Source organism: Ruegeria sp. BG9 (assembly GCF_056538305.1).
On record NZ_JBQFSY010000006.1, the window covers coordinates 190,144 to 205,305 of the forward strand.

Annotated in this window: 17 protein-coding genes; 13 read left to right on the forward strand and 4 right to left on the reverse strand. The window is 59.2% G+C overall.

What is annotated here, in order from left to right; genetic code table 11:
- Positions 1-74: 74 nt before the first annotated feature.
- The 10 genes from cyoE (at position 75) to ACR0I8_RS12230 (ending at position 9,037) form a co-directional block, all read left to right on the forward strand.
- Positions 75-1,028: a heme o synthase gene (gene cyoE / locus ACR0I8_RS12185; RefSeq protein WP_170691153.1), complete on the forward strand. Its 954-nt coding sequence runs from the start codon at positions 75-77 to the stop codon at positions 1,026-1,028.
- Positions 1,028-1,189 carry a hypothetical protein gene (locus ACR0I8_RS12190; protein ID WP_170462197.1) on the forward strand — a complete coding sequence of 54 codons (162 nt, stop codon included), beginning with the start codon at positions 1,028-1,030 and terminating at the stop codon, positions 1,187-1,189. The genes cyoE and ACR0I8_RS12190 overlap by 1 nt, the downstream gene beginning before the upstream one ends.
- The gene (locus ACR0I8_RS12195) at positions 1,189-1,764 is read left to right on the forward strand and encodes a cytochrome c oxidase assembly protein (protein ID WP_170377874.1); all 576 of its coding nucleotides are present in this window, start codon (positions 1,189-1,191) and stop codon (positions 1,762-1,764) included. The genes ACR0I8_RS12190 and ACR0I8_RS12195 overlap by 1 nt, the downstream gene beginning before the upstream one ends.
- A gap of 22 nt (positions 1,765-1,786) precedes the next feature.
- The gene (locus ACR0I8_RS12200) at positions 1,787-2,602 is read left to right on the forward strand and encodes a cytochrome c oxidase subunit 3 (protein ID WP_170377876.1); all 816 of its coding nucleotides are present in this window, start codon (positions 1,787-1,789) and stop codon (positions 2,600-2,602) included.
- Between the two features lie 154 nt (positions 2,603-2,756).
- A complete protein-coding gene (locus tag ACR0I8_RS12205) occupies positions 2,757-3,434 on the forward strand; it encodes an SURF1 family protein (protein WP_170691155.1) in 678 nt (225 codons plus the stop codon).
- Positions 3,431-4,819, forward strand: coding sequence for a threonine synthase (gene thrC, locus ACR0I8_RS12210; protein ID WP_170691156.1), 1,389 nt, complete (start codon positions 3,431-3,433; stop codon positions 4,817-4,819). The genes ACR0I8_RS12205 and thrC overlap by 4 nt, the downstream gene beginning before the upstream one ends.
- Complete coding sequence (locus ACR0I8_RS12215; RefSeq protein WP_170691158.1) at positions 4,816-6,078, forward strand: M16 family metallopeptidase; 1,263 nt, start codon at positions 4,816-4,818, stop codon at positions 6,076-6,078. Before thrC ends, ACR0I8_RS12215 begins: the two co-directional genes overlap by 4 nt.
- Positions 6,078-6,662, forward strand: coding sequence for a GNAT family N-acetyltransferase (locus ACR0I8_RS12220; RefSeq protein ID WP_170378135.1), 585 nt, complete (start codon positions 6,078-6,080; stop codon positions 6,660-6,662). The genes ACR0I8_RS12215 and ACR0I8_RS12220 overlap by 1 nt, the downstream gene beginning before the upstream one ends.
- Before the next feature lie 84 nt (positions 6,663-6,746).
- Positions 6,747-7,583: an MBL fold metallo-hydrolase gene (locus ACR0I8_RS12225; RefSeq protein WP_480703210.1), complete on the forward strand. Its 837-nt coding sequence runs from the start codon at positions 6,747-6,749 to the stop codon at positions 7,581-7,583.
- A 38-nt stretch (positions 7,584-7,621) separates the two neighbouring features.
- Entirely contained in the window at positions 7,622-9,037 is a 1,416-nt protein-coding gene (locus tag ACR0I8_RS12230; RefSeq protein WP_170691160.1) for an FAD-binding oxidoreductase, read from the forward strand.
- A gap of 36 nt (positions 9,038-9,073) precedes the next feature.
- Here ACR0I8_RS12230 and ACR0I8_RS12235 read toward each other — a convergent pair whose 3' ends face one another.
- Positions 9,074-9,556: a fasciclin domain-containing protein gene (locus ACR0I8_RS12235; protein WP_170377886.1), complete on the reverse strand. Its 483-nt coding sequence runs from the start codon at positions 9,554-9,556 to the stop codon at positions 9,074-9,076.
- A 169-nt stretch (positions 9,557-9,725) separates the two neighbouring features.
- Positions 9,726-10,265, reverse strand: coding sequence for an adenine phosphoribosyltransferase (locus tag ACR0I8_RS12240; RefSeq protein WP_170477435.1), 540 nt, complete (start codon positions 10,263-10,265; stop codon positions 9,726-9,728).
- A gap of 323 nt (positions 10,266-10,588) precedes the next feature.
- Between ACR0I8_RS12240 and ACR0I8_RS12245 the strand changes: the two genes are divergently transcribed.
- Positions 10,589-10,762 (forward strand): hypothetical protein, encoded by a 174-nt coding sequence (locus ACR0I8_RS12245; protein WP_170659968.1) that lies wholly within the window; start codon positions 10,589-10,591, stop codon positions 10,760-10,762.
- Here the strand turns inward: ACR0I8_RS12245 and ACR0I8_RS12250 are convergent.
- Positions 10,759-11,388: a LysE family translocator gene (locus ACR0I8_RS12250; RefSeq protein WP_170691162.1), complete on the reverse strand. Its 630-nt coding sequence runs from the start codon at positions 11,386-11,388 to the stop codon at positions 10,759-10,761. The genes ACR0I8_RS12245 and ACR0I8_RS12250 overlap by 4 nt on opposite strands.
- Before the next feature lie 167 nt (positions 11,389-11,555).
- Here ACR0I8_RS12250 and ACR0I8_RS12255 point away from each other — a divergent pair, with 167 nt between their 5' ends.
- Positions 11,556-12,392: an alpha/beta fold hydrolase gene (locus ACR0I8_RS12255; RefSeq protein ID WP_170691164.1), complete on the forward strand. Its 837-nt coding sequence runs from the start codon at positions 11,556-11,558 to the stop codon at positions 12,390-12,392.
- 2 nt (positions 12,393-12,394) lie between these two features.
- Here ACR0I8_RS12255 and ACR0I8_RS12260 read toward each other — a convergent pair whose 3' ends face one another.
- Positions 12,395-13,267 carry an S-methyl-5'-thioadenosine phosphorylase gene (locus tag ACR0I8_RS12260; protein WP_170377896.1) on the reverse strand — a complete coding sequence of 291 codons (873 nt, stop codon included), beginning with the start codon at positions 13,265-13,267 and terminating at the stop codon, positions 12,395-12,397.
- A gap of 218 nt (positions 13,268-13,485) precedes the next feature.
- Between ACR0I8_RS12260 and ACR0I8_RS12265 the strand changes: the two genes are divergently transcribed.
- Entirely contained in the window at positions 13,486-15,120 is a 1,635-nt protein-coding gene (locus tag ACR0I8_RS12265; RefSeq protein ID WP_170691166.1) for a SulP family inorganic anion transporter, read from the forward strand.
- Positions 15,121-15,162: the final 42 nt, after the last annotated feature.

Here is a 15,162-nt window from a genome sequence, read left to right on the forward strand (position 1 = left end):
CTGGGCGTTCGCGCCTTAGAATACTCGTTGGCTGCGCGCTGAACCGCGCAGCTTGCGCCCCAAAAGGACCAGAGATGACCGACGCAAGCATCAATGCCAGCACATCGACCGCCAAGGCATACGCGGATGAGGCCAGCTTTGGCGATTATTTCGCCCTGCTGAAGCCGCGTGTGATGTCTCTGGTCGTGTTTACGGCTCTTGTCGGTTTGCTGGCCGCTCCGGTGTCGGTGCATCCGTTCGTGGGTTTCTGCGCCATTCTGTTTATCGCCATCGGTGGTGGCGCGTCTGGTGCGCTGAACATGTGGTGGGATGCGGATATCGACCGGGTGATGAAGCGGACCAAGGGCCGCCCGATTCCCGCTGGTAAGGTACAAGAAGGCGAGGCGCTTTCCTTGGGTCTGGCGCTGTCCGGCCTGTCGGTGATCATGCTGGGCCTTGCGACCAACTGGTTCGCCGGCGCGTTTCTGGGTTTCACCATTTTCTTCTACGTTGTGGTCTACACGATGTGGCTGAAACGCTCGACGCCGCAGAACATCGTGATCGGCGGCGCGGCAGGGGCGTTCCCTCCGGTGATCGGCTGGGTTGCCGCAACCGGGTCGATGACGCTTGAGCCGTGGCTGATGTTTGCTCTGACCTTTATGTGGACGCCTCCACATTTCTGGGCATTGGCGCTGTTCATGCGCTCGGACTATGACGATGCGGGCGTGCCCATGTTGACCGTGACCCATGGTCGTCGCGCGACCCGTAAGCATATTCTCGTTTACACCGGCCTTCTGGCTGTTCTGGCCGTTGGCACCGCGTTCTCAGACATCGGCGGGCCGATCTATCTGGCAGTTGCCATGGTGCTGAACGCCCTGTTCCTGCGTGGCGCATGGCAGATCTCGCGCCGCACCGAAGACGACGCGGAAGCGGACAATTTCAAGGTCGAGCGGAGTTTCTTCAAGCTGTCTCTGCTGTACCTGTTCCTGCATTTTGGCGCGATTCTGGTTGAGGCGCTGCTGAAACCCTACGGCTTGGGAGGGTGGTGATGAGCCTGCGCAAAAGCCATGAAATTCACCAACGTCGTTTCAGCCGAAACTTGGGTGTTGGCCTGACACTTGCGGCCTTCATCGTGATCATCTTCGGCCTCACAATCGTCAAGGTCTCGGGCACCAGCCTGGGGCAACCCGTGCAGGAGGTGCAAAACTGATGGCTCTGTCCGGTCCTCAGAAAACTGTTGTGCAAACCGTGGGTGTGGTTGTCCTGATGGGCAGCCTCGCCTGGGCGGCTGTGCCGTTTTACGACTGGTTCTGCCGTGTTACCGGATTCGGAGGCACCACTGGCGTCGCCGAAGCCGCGCCTGATGATATCCTCGACCGCAAAGTGACGGTCCGTTTCGACGCATCCAAAGCCAAGGACATGGCGTGGGAGTTCAAGCCCGTCGAACGCGAGATGGAGGTGCGCATCGGTGAAACCGGGCTGGCCTTCTATGAGGCCTACAACCCGACCGATCGCCCGATTGCGGGGCAGGCGTCTTACAACGTCGCGCCGTATTCGGCAGGTGGCTATTTCCAGAAAATCGCCTGCTTCTGCTTTGAAGAGCAGGTTTTGCAACCCGGTGAGCGGGTAGAGATGCCGGTCAGCTTCTTTGTTGATCCGGAAATGGTCGAAGACCTCGAAGCGAAATATGTGCATACGATTACTCTGTCGTATACATTCTACGAAATTGACCTGCCCGAGGGCTATGCCGCCCTTGAAACGCAGGAAGACACAAACACGAACTAACGCCTTTAGGTGAGGGACGCTGATGGCACACGCAAAAAACCATGATTATCACATTTTGGCCCCGTCGATCTGGCCGCTGATCGGCGCTGTCGGTGGCTTTGTGATGCTGTTCGGAGCCGTCCTTTGGATGCACGGTGTGACGCCGTGGCTGTTCTGGGCCGGTCTCGTTGCCGTGCTGTACACCATGTTCGCCTGGTGGTCCGAAGTTGTGGTGGAAAGCCGTCAGGGCGACCACACGCCGGTTGTGCGCATCGGACTGCGCTATGGCTTCATCCTGTTCGTGATGTCCGAGGTAATGTTCTTCTTCGCCTGGTTCTGGTCGTTCTTCAAACATCGCATGTACCCGATGTACGACTATGCGGGCACCGAATACATCCAGCCGGATATCCACGCGGTTGATCCGTTCCACCTGCCGCTGATCAACACCCTGGTCCTTCTGCTGTCGGGCTGTGCGATCACCTGGGCGCACCACGCTCTGGTACATGACAATGACCGCAAGGCGCTGATCAATGGTCTGGCGATCGGTATTGTGCTGGGAATCCTGTTTACTGCACTCCAGGCGTTTGAATATTACGAACTGCTGGCTCATGAGGACTGGCAGTTTGGCGGTGACCAGTTCTACTCGAACTTCTTCATGGCAACCGGTTTCCACGGCTTCCATGTGGTCATCGGCACGATCTTCCTGACGGTCTGCCTGATCCGTGCGCTGAAAGGGGACTTCACACCCGAGAAGCACGTCGGTTTCGAGGCCGCAGCCTGGTACTGGCACTTCGTTGACGTGGTCTGGCTGTTCCTGTTCTTCGCAGTCTACATCTGGGGACAGGCGCCGCTGTTCTAAGCGACACTAGTTTTGAACTGCAAAAGCCGCTCTTCGGGGCGGCTTTTTCGCATTTTCGAGGGCAAGATTGCGCCCCATACAATTGCGTGGTTGCATTCTCGTGCCTGCCCCCCTTAACAAGACGCCGGTTCCTGCAACGAGCGATAGTCCTTCCATGCGCCGCACTCTATTTCTGCTGATCTTCAGTCTCGCCGGTTTGGGCGTATTGCTGTGGCTTGGTACGTGGCAGGTCCAGCGTCTGGCGTGGAAACAAGAGATCCTGTCCGAGATTGACAGCCGCATCGCGGCTGAACCGGTTCCTCTGCCGCAACAAGTGTCAGAGGATGAAGACAAATATCTGCCCGTGACGATCTCGGGTGACATGGAGCCAGGCGAGATCCACGTTCTGGTCTCGGTCAAGCAGGTCGGTGCCGGGTATCGCATCATCCAGTCATTCAGCACCGAGGATCGCACCATTCTGGTGGACCGCGGTTTTGTGCCCACCACGGCCAAACAGACCGACCGTTCGACCGGCCCGATGGAGGTGACAGGCAACCTGCATTGGCCCGATGAGATCGACAGCTATACGCCTGAGGCCGATATCGACAGCAACATCTGGTTCGCCCGCGACGTGCCCAATCTGGCTGCCGCTCTGGGGGCTGAGCCGATTCTGCTGATCGCCCGGTCTCAGACCGATCCGGGCGTGACCCCGTTGCCGGTCGATACGGCGGGGATTCCCAATGATCACCTGCAATATGCAATCACATGGTTTGGACTGGCCCTCGTCTGGGCCGCGATGACCGGATACTTCCTGTGGCGCAATCGCGCCCCTTCTGAGAGTGACTCGCAATGAAATACATCTCGACCCGTGGCCAAGCGCCTGAACTGAGCTTTGAAGAGGCGATGCTGACTGGACTGGCCCGTGACGGTGGCTTGTACCTACCCGCCGAAATCCCAACGCTCAGCCATGATGAGATCGCCGCCATGGCCGGGCTTTCCTACGAGAAGATCGCGTTCCGCGTGATGTGGCCCTATGTCAGCAGTTCCTTCGCAGAGGATGAGTTCAAACAGATCATCGCCCGCGCCTATGAAGGCTTCGGCCACGACGCCCGAGCGCCGCTAAAGCAACTGAACGAAAACCACTTCCTTTTGGAGCTGTTCCACGGGCCCACTCTGGCCTTCAAGGATTTTGCCATGCAGCTGATTGGTCAGCTGTTCCAGGTGGCCCTGAAACGCCGCAACGACCGTGTGACCATCGTTGGCGCGACCAGTGGCGATACCGGCTCGGCCGCGATTGAGGCATTCCGGGGGCTGGATGCGGTGGATGTTTTCATCCTCTATCCGCATGGACGGGTGTCCGAGGTGCAGCGCCGCCAGATGACGACGCCATCAGATAGCAATGTCCACGCGCTGGCCGTGGATGGCGATTTTGACGATTGCCAGGCTGCACTGAAGGATATGTTCAACGATTTCGATTTCCGGGATGAGGTCAAACTGGCGGGCGTGAACTCGATCAACTTTGCACGCGTTCTGGCGCAGATCGTCTACTACTTCTCGGCTGCTGTCAGCCTTGGCGCGCCGCATCGCAAGGTCAGCTTCACCGTACCGACCGGCAATTTCGGGGACATCTTCGCAGGCTATCTGGCCAAACGCATGGGCCTGCCCATCGACCAACTGGTCGTGGCGACCAACCAGAATGACATTCTGCACCGCTGCCTGTCGGGTGAGGGCTATTTCAAGGGTGAGACCATCCCCTCGATCAGCCCGTCGATGGACATTCAGGTCAGCTCAAACTTCGAACGCGCCCTGTACTATGCCTATGGCGAGGATGGCAGCGCGGTCGCTCAGTTGATGGATGAGCTGAAATCCGGCGGCTTCAACGTCAGCCAAGGCGCGATGGAAGCCCTCCGCGAGAGCTTTGATTCGGGCCGCGTCTCCGAGGATGAGACGCTTGAGACGATCAAACATACTCTGGCCCATAGTGCCGAGCTGGTCTGCCCGCATTCGGCCATCGGCATCAAAGTGGCTGAGGACCACCGCGCAGCAGATGTGCCGATGATCACTCTGGCCACCGCGCACCCGGCGAAATTCCCGGCTGCGGTCGAGAAGGCGAGCGGGGAACATCCGCCTCTTCCATCCCGCATGTCTGATCTGTATGAACGTCCGGAACGGGTGACGCGGATTGCCAATGATCTGGGTGCCCTCGAGGATCATATCAGAAGGCATATCGCTGAGTGACAGTCAGACAAGACCAGCTGAAGAACGGCTTTCGTATCGTCAGTGAACATATGCCGGGGCTGCAATCGGCAGCCATCGGCATCTGGGTGACCGCCGGCGGGCGGCATGAGCGGATCGAACAGAACGGGATCGCGCATTTCCTTGAACATATGGCGTTCAAGGGAACCGAGCGGCGTTCTTCGCTGCAAATCGCAGAGGCGATTGAGGATGTAGGTGGCTATATCAACGCCTATACCTCGCGCGAAGTGACGGCCTATTACGCGCGCGTCCTGAAAGACGACGTGGCGCTGGCGATGGATGTGATCGGCGACATCGTTCTGAACCCGGTTTTCGATCCGCGTGAGATCGAAGTTGAACGTGGCGTGATCCTCCAGGAAATAGGTCAGGCCTATGACACGCCGGACGACGTGATTTTCGACTGGCTGCAGGAACAAAGCTATCACGACCAGCCGCTGGGTCGCACCATTCTTGGGCCGACCGAGCGGGTCAGCTCTTTCTCGCGAGAGGATCTTTCAGGATTCGTGGCCGAACATTATGGTCCCGAACAAATGATCCTGTCGGCAGCGGGCGCTGTCGATCACGAAGCCCTGATGAAAATGGCCGAAGAGATGTTCGGCCATCTGCAGCCGCGCAAAGGTCTGGTCCCCGAAGCTGCCCGCTTTACCGGCGGGGAGGCGCGGCAAGAAAAGGATCTGGAGCAGGCGCATTTTGCTCTGGCGCTGGAAAGCCCCGGCTATCGCGATGACGGGATCTATACCGCGCAGATCTATTCGACGGCATTGGGCGGTGGCATGTCCTCGCGCCTGTTCCAGGAAGTGCGCGAGTCGCGCGGGCTCTGCTACACGATCTTTGCGCAGACCGGGGCCTATGCGGATACCGGCACGACCACGATTTACGCGGGCACGTCTGCCGATCAGGTCGCCGAGCTTGCAACCATCACGATAGACGAGATGAAGCGCGCTGCCGATGACATGAGCGAAGAAGAGGTCGCTCGTGCCCGTGCGCAGATGAAAGCCGGGATGCTGATGGGTCTGGAAAGCCCCTCGAACCGGGCTGAGCGTCTGGCGCGTCTGGTGCAGATCTGGGGACGGGTGCCTTCGTTGGAAGATACCGTCGCCAAGATTGATGCGGTCAGTACCGAGGATGTCCGGGCCTTCGCCGAACGCATGGCCGTTCAGGCCCCGGCGGCCTTGGCGCTATACGGTCCGGTCTCGGGCGCGCCATCCTTGGCAGAACTGCAGGAGAGGCGTGCGGCGTGATGCTGTTGGGCAGGCGCAAGCTGAAACTTGAAACCGCGCGGCTCAGGCTGCGCCCGCCTGTGCATTCGGACTTCAACGAATGGGCCGCTCTGCGCCGCGCTTCAGAGGAGTACCTGACCCCCTGGGAGCCGATCTGGGCGCAGGACCATTTAAGCCGCAAGTCTTTCACCAACCGGGTCTATTGGGCGCAGCGCTCGGTCGCCAGCGGAACCGCGATACCGTTGTTTCTGTTCCGCCGCTCAGACGACGTGCTGGTGGGGGCGATCACACTGGACAACATCCGCCGCGGTCCTGCGCAGGCTGGAACGCTGGGCTATTGGACTGGGCAGAGTTTTGCGCGCAACGGCTACATGCGCGAGGCTATCGGAGCGGTCGTTCATCACGCCTTCACTCGTCTTGATCTGAGCCGGATTGAGGCGGCCTGCTTGCCGGAAAACAAGCCCTCTCGCGGGCTGCTGGAAAGCTCGGGTTTCAAATACGAGGGTGTCGCGCAGTCCTATCTGCAGATCAACGGGCGGTGGCGGACGCATGTTCTCTACGCCAGTTTGAGGTCGGACCGGCGGGGCAGGACGGACGCAGGCTAGGGGGCTCTGCCCCCGTCGCGGCAAGCCGCGCCTCCCCCGGGATATTTTGGGTCAGATGAACAAGGGGCATGACTTGGCGGAGGGATGCGCTACACTCCTCCTATGCGCTGGATTGTGGCTGTATTGGTATTTCTCTCGGGTGCGGCTGCGGCGCAGGAGCGGCGGCCGAGCCATTGCATAGCCATAGCCGACGCAGCACCTGGGATTGAATATCTGCACAAAGCCGCGTGGCAGGACCCGGTGCCGGAGTTTTCGGTGCGGATCAGCTATGTCGCGCATGCCTCCTTTCTGATCCAGACTGCGGGTGGGCTGAACGCGGTCACGGATTTCACCGGGTTCATCGGCAGTGCCGATCTGATCCCCGATGTCGTGACGATGAACCACGCGCACAGCACCCATTGGACGGCGCATCCCGACCCGGCCATTCCCCATGTGCTGCCGGGGTGGGGTGAGTTCGGGCAGGGGATAGACCATCATCTGGATCTGGGCGAGATGCTGGTGCGCAATGTCTCGACCGATATCCGGTTGTCCTATGGTGGGGTCGAGGAGAAGGGGAACTCGATTTTCGTGTTCGAGGTCGAAGGGCTATGCATCGGTCATTTGGGGCATTTGCATCACGTGCCCTCGGACGAACAGTTTGCTGCTTTGGGGCGTCTGGATGTTGTGATGGCGGCCGTGGATGGCGGGACAACCATGCCTCTGCCCGAGATGATCTCGGTCCTCAAGCGGCTGAAAAGCTCGGTGATTATTCCTATGCATTGGTTTTCCGGTTTCTCGCTGGATCGCTTTCTAGTCGATATTCGCAATGACTTCCCGGTTGTACGCGAAGGTGTGTCAGAGCTGACCGTCTCGCTGCGCAGTTTGCCGGACCGGCCCACAGTTGTCGTGCTAGAGCCGCAATATCTGATCGATCTGGAATAGGGCTTGCTGGTCGCGCGCATGTTGGGCAAGGAAGGCGAATGGATTTGAACCCCGCAGATGCCAAGCTTGCTGACGCCATTCGCGCTGAATTGGGCGATGATGTGTTGCGTCCGGTTTCTGAACGTTACCTGGAAGAGCCGCGCAACCGGTTTGCGGGCGAAATTGGATTGTTGGCCCTGCCGCGCAACGTGCAGGACGTGGCGGCGCTGGTACGGCTTGCCTCGGGTGCGCGCGTGCCGGTTGTGCCCTATGGCGGCGGCACGGGCTTGGTAGGTGGGCAGGTCATGACCTCTGGTCCGGCACCTTTGTTGATCTCACTGGAGCGTATGACCGCCATTCGCGCGGTTTATCCAACTGAAAACGTAATGATTGCCGAGGCTGGGGCCGTTCTTGAGGACGTGCAGGCCGCAGCAGAGGCGGCGGACAGGCTGTTTCCCCTGTCTCTGGCCGCGCAGGGATCGTGTCGGATCGGGGGCAACCTCGCGACCAACGCCGGGGGCGTCAATGTGCTGCGATATGGCAATGCGCGTGATCTGTGCCTTGGGCTTGAGGCGGTGTTGCCCAGCGGTGAAATTTGGCATGGCCTGAGCCGGTTGAGAAAAGACAACACGGGCTATGATCTGCGCAATCTGTTGATCGGGTCCGAGGGGACCCTTGGGATTATCACCGCAGCTTCGCTGAAGCTGTTTCCACGTCCGGCTGAGGTTGGAACGGCGATGTTTCAGGTGACCTCGCCCGAGGCCGCGATCGACCTGCTGGCCCTTACGCGCGATTTGGTGGGCGAGACGGTCAGTTCGTTTGAACTGATCCACCGGCAGGGGTTGGATTTCCTGACCGAGGTGTTGCCCGATGTGCGCCAGCCATTCGATACTCCGCCCGATTGGAGCGTACTGATCGAACTTGGATTGGCAGCCGGGCAGACCGCGTCTGAGCGTTTGGAGGCAATTTTCGCCGCTGCAGAGCCTCGGGGCCTTGTCCAAAATGGCGTGATTGCCCAGAGCGAGGCGCAGCGCCGCGCGCTGTGGGCTGTTCGTGAGCGTATCCCTGAGGCCAACCGCCTGATCGGGTCCGTCTCGAGCCATGATATATCTGTCCCGATCTCGACCATCCCCGAATTCATTCGGCAAGGTGCCGAGGTGATCGGCGCGTTGGGTCCGTTCCGTATCAACTGTTTCGGGCACTTGGGCGATGGCAACCTTCACTACAACGTATTCCCGCCAAAGGGTCAGAGCCGCGATGCCTTTGATGGCCACCGCAAAGCGGTGAAGAGCGCGGTTCACGATCTTGTTCACGCGTTTGACGGCTCGGTCAGCGCGGAACACGGGGTGGGACGGTTTAAGGTCGAGGACTTGGAGCGCTATGGCGATCCTGTCAAACTTCAGGCAATGCGAGGGATCAAGGCTACGTTGGACCCAAAAGGGATCATGAATACCGGAGCCATCCTGAAGGCGTAGACACGGCCCGGACGGTTCGGACCGTGTCTGACTGCTTTACGACGCGGGCAGAATGACCTTGTCGATCACATGGATCACGCCGTTCGATGTCTCGATATCGGCCTGAACGACGTTGGCGTCATTAACCATCACGCCCGAATCCAGGTCGATCGTGATATCGCCGCCTTGCACCGTGGCTGCGGTCATGTCATCGGACAGATCGCCCGACATCACTTTGCCCGGCACCACATGGTAGGTCAAAACTGCAACCAGCTGGTCTTTGTTTTCGGGCTTCAACAGATCGGCCACTGTGCCTTCGGGCAGAGCTGCGAAGGCTTCATCCGTCGGGGCGAACACGGTGAACGGACCTTCGCCTTTCAGCGTGTCAACCAGTTCGGCGGCCTGAACGGCGGCGACGAGAGTTTCAAAGCTACCGGCTGAGACGGCGGTATCGACGATGTCTTTGCCATGACCGTCTGCCATTGCGGATGTGCCCAACAGGATCGTTGCGACGCTAGCGACTGCAAGTTTGCGGAACATTTTGTGGTCTCCCAAATTAGAAATGCTTCAAGCAGCATCAATCGGGATACGGCGATCAGCGCATACGGATCACGCGTTTTGCGCAAAGAATTGCCTTGAACAGTCGCGAAACAGCGCTAAGCCAACTCTGTTTCAAATTTCAATACAATAATATGTGAGTTTTTTCGGCTCACAGACCTTCGAATTCACATAGGACATGAACATCCATGCCCATATCCTCAAGCACTTTGCGCCCGCCCAGTTCCGGGAGGTCCACAATAAACGCGCAAGAGATGATCTCGCCCCCCAACCGTTCGATCAGTTTGATGCCAGCGCCAGCGGTGCCGCCAGTTGCCAGCAGGTCATCGACGACTAAGACCTTTTCGCCGGCTTGGATGGCGTCATCGTGGATCTCGACGATCGCCTCGCCATATTCCAACTTGTAGTCTTGGCTGATCGTGGTGCCGGGCAGCTTGCCCTTTTTGCGGATGGGAACAAAACCGACGCTCAACTGGTGTGCAATAGCGCCGCCCAGAATAAAGCCGCGCGCTTCAAGCCCGACGACCTTATCGATCCGCTCGCCCGCATAGGGGTGCAGCATCTGGTCGATGGCCATGCGAAATCCGCGCGGATCGGCAAACAGGGTGGTGACGTCGCGAAACATGATCCCTTCATGAGGGAAATCGACGATGGTTCGGATGTAATCCTTGACCGAGTTGTTTCTGGACATGAGGCACCCCTTTGGCATCAGAACACGCGGGGTGTTTGGCCCATTGGCGTCAACCTTGCAAGGATAGAATGCCGCCTGCGCCTATCTGCGCCGGTTCGGAACGGCCTTTGCTAACCCGTAGTACCGGTACAGCGTGGCGGGCAGCCAAGACAGGTGAGGTTTGCGCCAATTGCGCTGGTCTCTCAAAAGAAATGCTTGAGCCGCATGAAGGTTCATTGCCAAAATCCTTTTTTTGTTGTTAGGTGCCCGATATCTACATCCTATATGCTATGTATATACATTGCATCTCGGAGAGAATCAAGTAGTTTGCGGGATTAAGGCGCGTGGCGAAGAAAGACGGTAAGGGTTCTACCAAGAAAAACAGTCAGTTGGTGTTGCGTCTGGACAAGGACGAACGTGATGCCTTTGTCGAATTGTGCAAAGAGCTGGACACGTCAGCTGCACGCGAAATCCGCCGCTTTATCCGCGGGTTCATGAAAGAAAACGCAGACGACTAGGCGGGCCGCCGCAGAACAGCCGTCGCAACGCCCATTCCGATCAGAGCCAGACCTCCGAACCGTGTCATCGCGTTGATCACGCCAGCGCGCCCGATCATGAGTCGCAGTCGATCGGCCAGAAGCGCGTAAGCCAGCGCGTTCAGCCAGGCGAGGCCCACGAAGGTCGCAATCAGGATCGCGAATTGAGGGCCCAAGGGTTCGGCTGGGCGCAGGAACTGCGGGACGAAGGCGATGAAAAATGCGATTGACTTTGGGTTTAGGGCGGTAACTGCTGCCGCATGTCCGAAAACCCCGCGCGCGGTAGCATCACGCCCTGTTTCAACCGGGTTCAACCCACCCGATGGCGCGCTGCGCAACAGTTTGATGCCCAACCAGACCAGATAGGCGGCCCCGATCCACTTCAACACAGAAAACAACGTGGCAGAGGCCAGAACTAAAGCGCCCAAACCCAGCAGAGACGCTGTCATCGCGACAAGATCACCAACGGCAACCCCGGTGGCCGAGGCAACCGCCACGCTGCGCCCTTTTGATAGCGCATAGCTGAGAACCAGCAGCACGGTCGGTCCGGGGATCAGCAGCAACGCGGTCGATGCGGCCACAAAGGCCAACCAGAGTTCTAAAGACATGGGTCATCCTGTTCCTGTTCGCCTCGCAGCAAGCCCTCACACGGAGCAGGCGTCAAGCGGTTTCAGCCTCGCCCAGAAATTCTAAAGGTCGGATTAAGCCTGATACATCTCTCTTGAATCCCGCGCATCGATGCCCAGACTGATAAGACGGTTGAACGGAGGCCCTTATGGAGCAGACTCAGAAAATGACGCAGGACCACACAGCGCGGCTGAGAAAAGGCGCGTTTGTCCTGATTGCGGTGATCGCGGCGCTCTATGTGTTGGCCGTGGTTTATATGTATGTGAATCAGCGCGATTTGCTGTTCAAACCATCCGGCGTGTTGCCTGAACCCAGCGCGGTCGGTTTGGCGGATGTCGAGGTCCTGTTGCTGCCCATGCCGGATGGCACCGACCTGGCGGTCTGGTCCGCGCCTGCAGTGGCTGAGGGTGCGCCGACCGTTCTGTTTTTCCATGGGCAAAGCGGCAATCTTGGGGACCGCGCCGACCGGCTGCGCGAAATACTGAACAGCGGCTTCGGTCTGCTCGCGCCAAGTTATCGCGGGTTCCCCGGCAGCGATGGCACCCCATCCGAGGCCGCTTTCGTCGCTGACGGTCTGGCCCTCTATGACCAACTAAGTGCGCAGGGCCAACCCGTTGTGCTCCACGGTCAGAGCCTTGGAACCGGCGTCGCAGCGGCTGTTGCCGCGCAGCGCCCCGACGCGGAGCTACTGGTTTTGGAGGCACCGTTTACCGCAACCGTTGATGTCGCGGCCGAGCGCTATCCTTGGCTGCCCGTCTCACTTCTCATGCACGACAAGTTCGCCACCCGCGACATAGTCGGTCAGATCGAGGTGCCGACACTGATCTTCCACGGCACCGAGGACGTCGTGGTCCCGCCGCATCACGCAACAGCGCTTTCCGCCGGAGGCGTGGCGCAGTTGTTCATGATTGACGGTGGCACCCACAATGATCTCTGGACGCATGGCTTGTGGCAGACGGTGCAAGACAATCTACCCCAACGGTAAGGCTACAGAACCCTGCCCGCCACCGCGTCCAATTTTGCCAGAACGGTCAGGTCACGATTTTCCGGGGCCGTCAGGATCGCGTGGTCCAGAGCCCGGTCACACCCATGCGGGCAGGGCGTGCGGATCGGGCCCAGCAAGCCTGGCAGCCCTTTGACCAAAGCCCGGCCTTTTTCGGCGTTCCCAGTCAGGGTTGCGATAATCGAGGTCACGTCGACCTCGCCATGATCGGGGTGCCAGCTGTCATAGTCGGTGACCATCGCGACCGAGGCATAGCAAAGCTCGGCCTCGCGGGCGAGTTTCGCCTCAGGCATATTGGTCATGCCGATCACATCGCAGCCCCACTGTTCGCGGTACATCTTGGACTCGGCCAGGGTCGAAAACTGCGGCCCCTCCATCGCCAGATATGTGCCGCCGTGATGCACGGTGATGCCAGCGGCTAATCCGGCCTCTTCGCAGGCATTCGACAGGCGCGGGCAGGTCGGATGCGCCACGCTGACATGGGCCACGCAGCCGGTTCCGAAAAAGCTTTTCTCGCGTGCAAATGTCCGGTCGATGAACTGATCTACAATCACGAAATCACCCGGTGCCATGTGCTCTCGGAACGACCCACAGGCCGAGACCGAGATCACGTCCGTCACCCCCAACCGCTTCAGAGCGTCGATATTGGCGCGATAGGGCACTTCGGTCGGTGAATGGATGTGTCCGCGCCCATGGCGGGGTAGGAAAACCATATCGACACCATCCAACGATCCGGTCAGAACCTGATCTGAGGGCGCCCCCCAAGGCGTATCAACCCGGACCCACTCCGCATTTTCCAGCCCGTCGATGTCGTAAATGCCTGATCCGCCGATGACGGCAATTTTTGTTTGGGTCACGTTGGGTCTCCGCTGCTCGATTCATGCGCGCAAACTCTGCGGGTCACAGGCGAAATTGGCAAGTGGTCTCAGCCATTTGCACCGTTTCGTCGCGAGTTGTGCTGTTAAGCTATGCGGTTGACGCATATCAGGGTCCCGCTGGTCGCGGTATCTCTTGGGTGCTTTGACAGGTAAAAGGCCCTCTTTCGCGCGAACATAAAGACCCACAGGACCGTCCCATGCCCCGAGCCATGCTGGCAAGCTTTGCCAACCGTATTGCCAAGCCCGATCTCCGTTGGGTGCCCGATGAGGGCCTGACCGTGTCGCGCCTGCGGATTGAGCTGCTGTCAGGTCTGACCGTCGCTCTGGCTCTGGTGCCCGAGGCCGTGGCCTTTGCCTTTGTCGCGGGCGTACATCCTCTGGTCGGTCTCTACGCGGCCTTCATGGTCGGCCTGATCACTGCGCTGATCGGAGGTCGCCCCGGCATGATTTCGGGCGCAACGGGCGCGTTGGCGGTCGTGATGGTGGCGCTGGTCGCGCAGCACGGGGTCGAGTACTTGTTCGCAACCGTGGTTTTGATGGGAATTTTGCAGGTGATTGCCGGTGCGATGCATTGGGGGCGTTTCATTCGCCTTGTGCCGCATCCGGTGATGCTGGGGTTTGTGAACGGACTGGCGATTGTTATCTTCCTGGCGCAGATGGGCCAGTTCAAAGTCCCCGGAACCATGGAAAACACCGGCCACGGGATGAGCGGGGGCGAGTGGCTCTCGGGCGTACAGCTCTATACCATGTTGGGCCTCGTCGCGCTGACCATGGCGGTTATTTGGGTCATGCCGCGGATCACGCGTATCATTCCGGCCCCTCTGGCGGGTATTCTGGTCGTTGCAGCGCTGGTGATCGGCTTTGGTCTGGATGTGCCGCGTGTCGGTGATCTGGCCTCGATCGAGGGCGGCTTGCCTGCGTTCCACATCCCGATGGTGCCGCTGAACTTCGAAACGCTTGAGATCATCTTGCCCTACGCGGTCATTCTGGCCGCCATTGGCCTGATTGAGTCCCTGCTGACTCTGAACCTCGTGGGTGAGATCACCAACAAACGCGGCGGAGCCTCGCAGGAATGCATCGCGCAGGGTGTCGCGAACGTCGCCACCGGCTTCTTCGGAGGCATGGGTGGCTGCGCCATGATCGGCCAGTCGATGATCAACGTGAAATCTGGCGGTCGTACCCGGATCGCGGGTATCGCGGCTGCCCTGTTCCTGCTGACCTTCATCCTGTTCGCCTCGCCGCTGATCGAGCAAATCCCGCTGGCTGCGCTGGTTGGCGTAATGTTCATGGTAGTGATCGGGACCTTCGCCTGGAACTCATTTAAGATCATGCGCAAGGTGCCTTTGATGGACGCCTTCGTGATTGTTCTGGTGACTGTCGTTACTGTGATGGAAGACCTTGCGGTTGCGGTTGTCGTCGGCGTGATCGTTTCGGCCCTGGCCTACGCCTGGAACAACGCCAAACGTATCCATGCTGTCACCCGCGACTCTGAGACGGAAAAGGGCGCGAAAGTCTATGAAATTCAGGGGCCGTTGTTCTTTGGCTCGTCAGACGGATTTGTCGAACTGTTCGACGTTCCGAACGATCCCGACGTGGTCATTGTGGATTTCGCCGAAAGCCGCGTGGTCGATCAATCCGCCCTGCAGGCCATCGAAAACGTCGCTGCAAAATACGAGGCTGCGGGCAAACGTGTGATGCTGCGCCATCTTAGCCACGACTGCCACAAGCTGCTGAACAAAGCGGGCCACTTGATGGTCGATAGCGACGATGACCCGGATTACGGCTTGGCTGTGGACTACTCGGTCCGTACCGGCATCCTGGGCGGCCACTGAATCATTTGCGAGGCTCTGCCTCGCGCTCCGAGGTATTCTTTG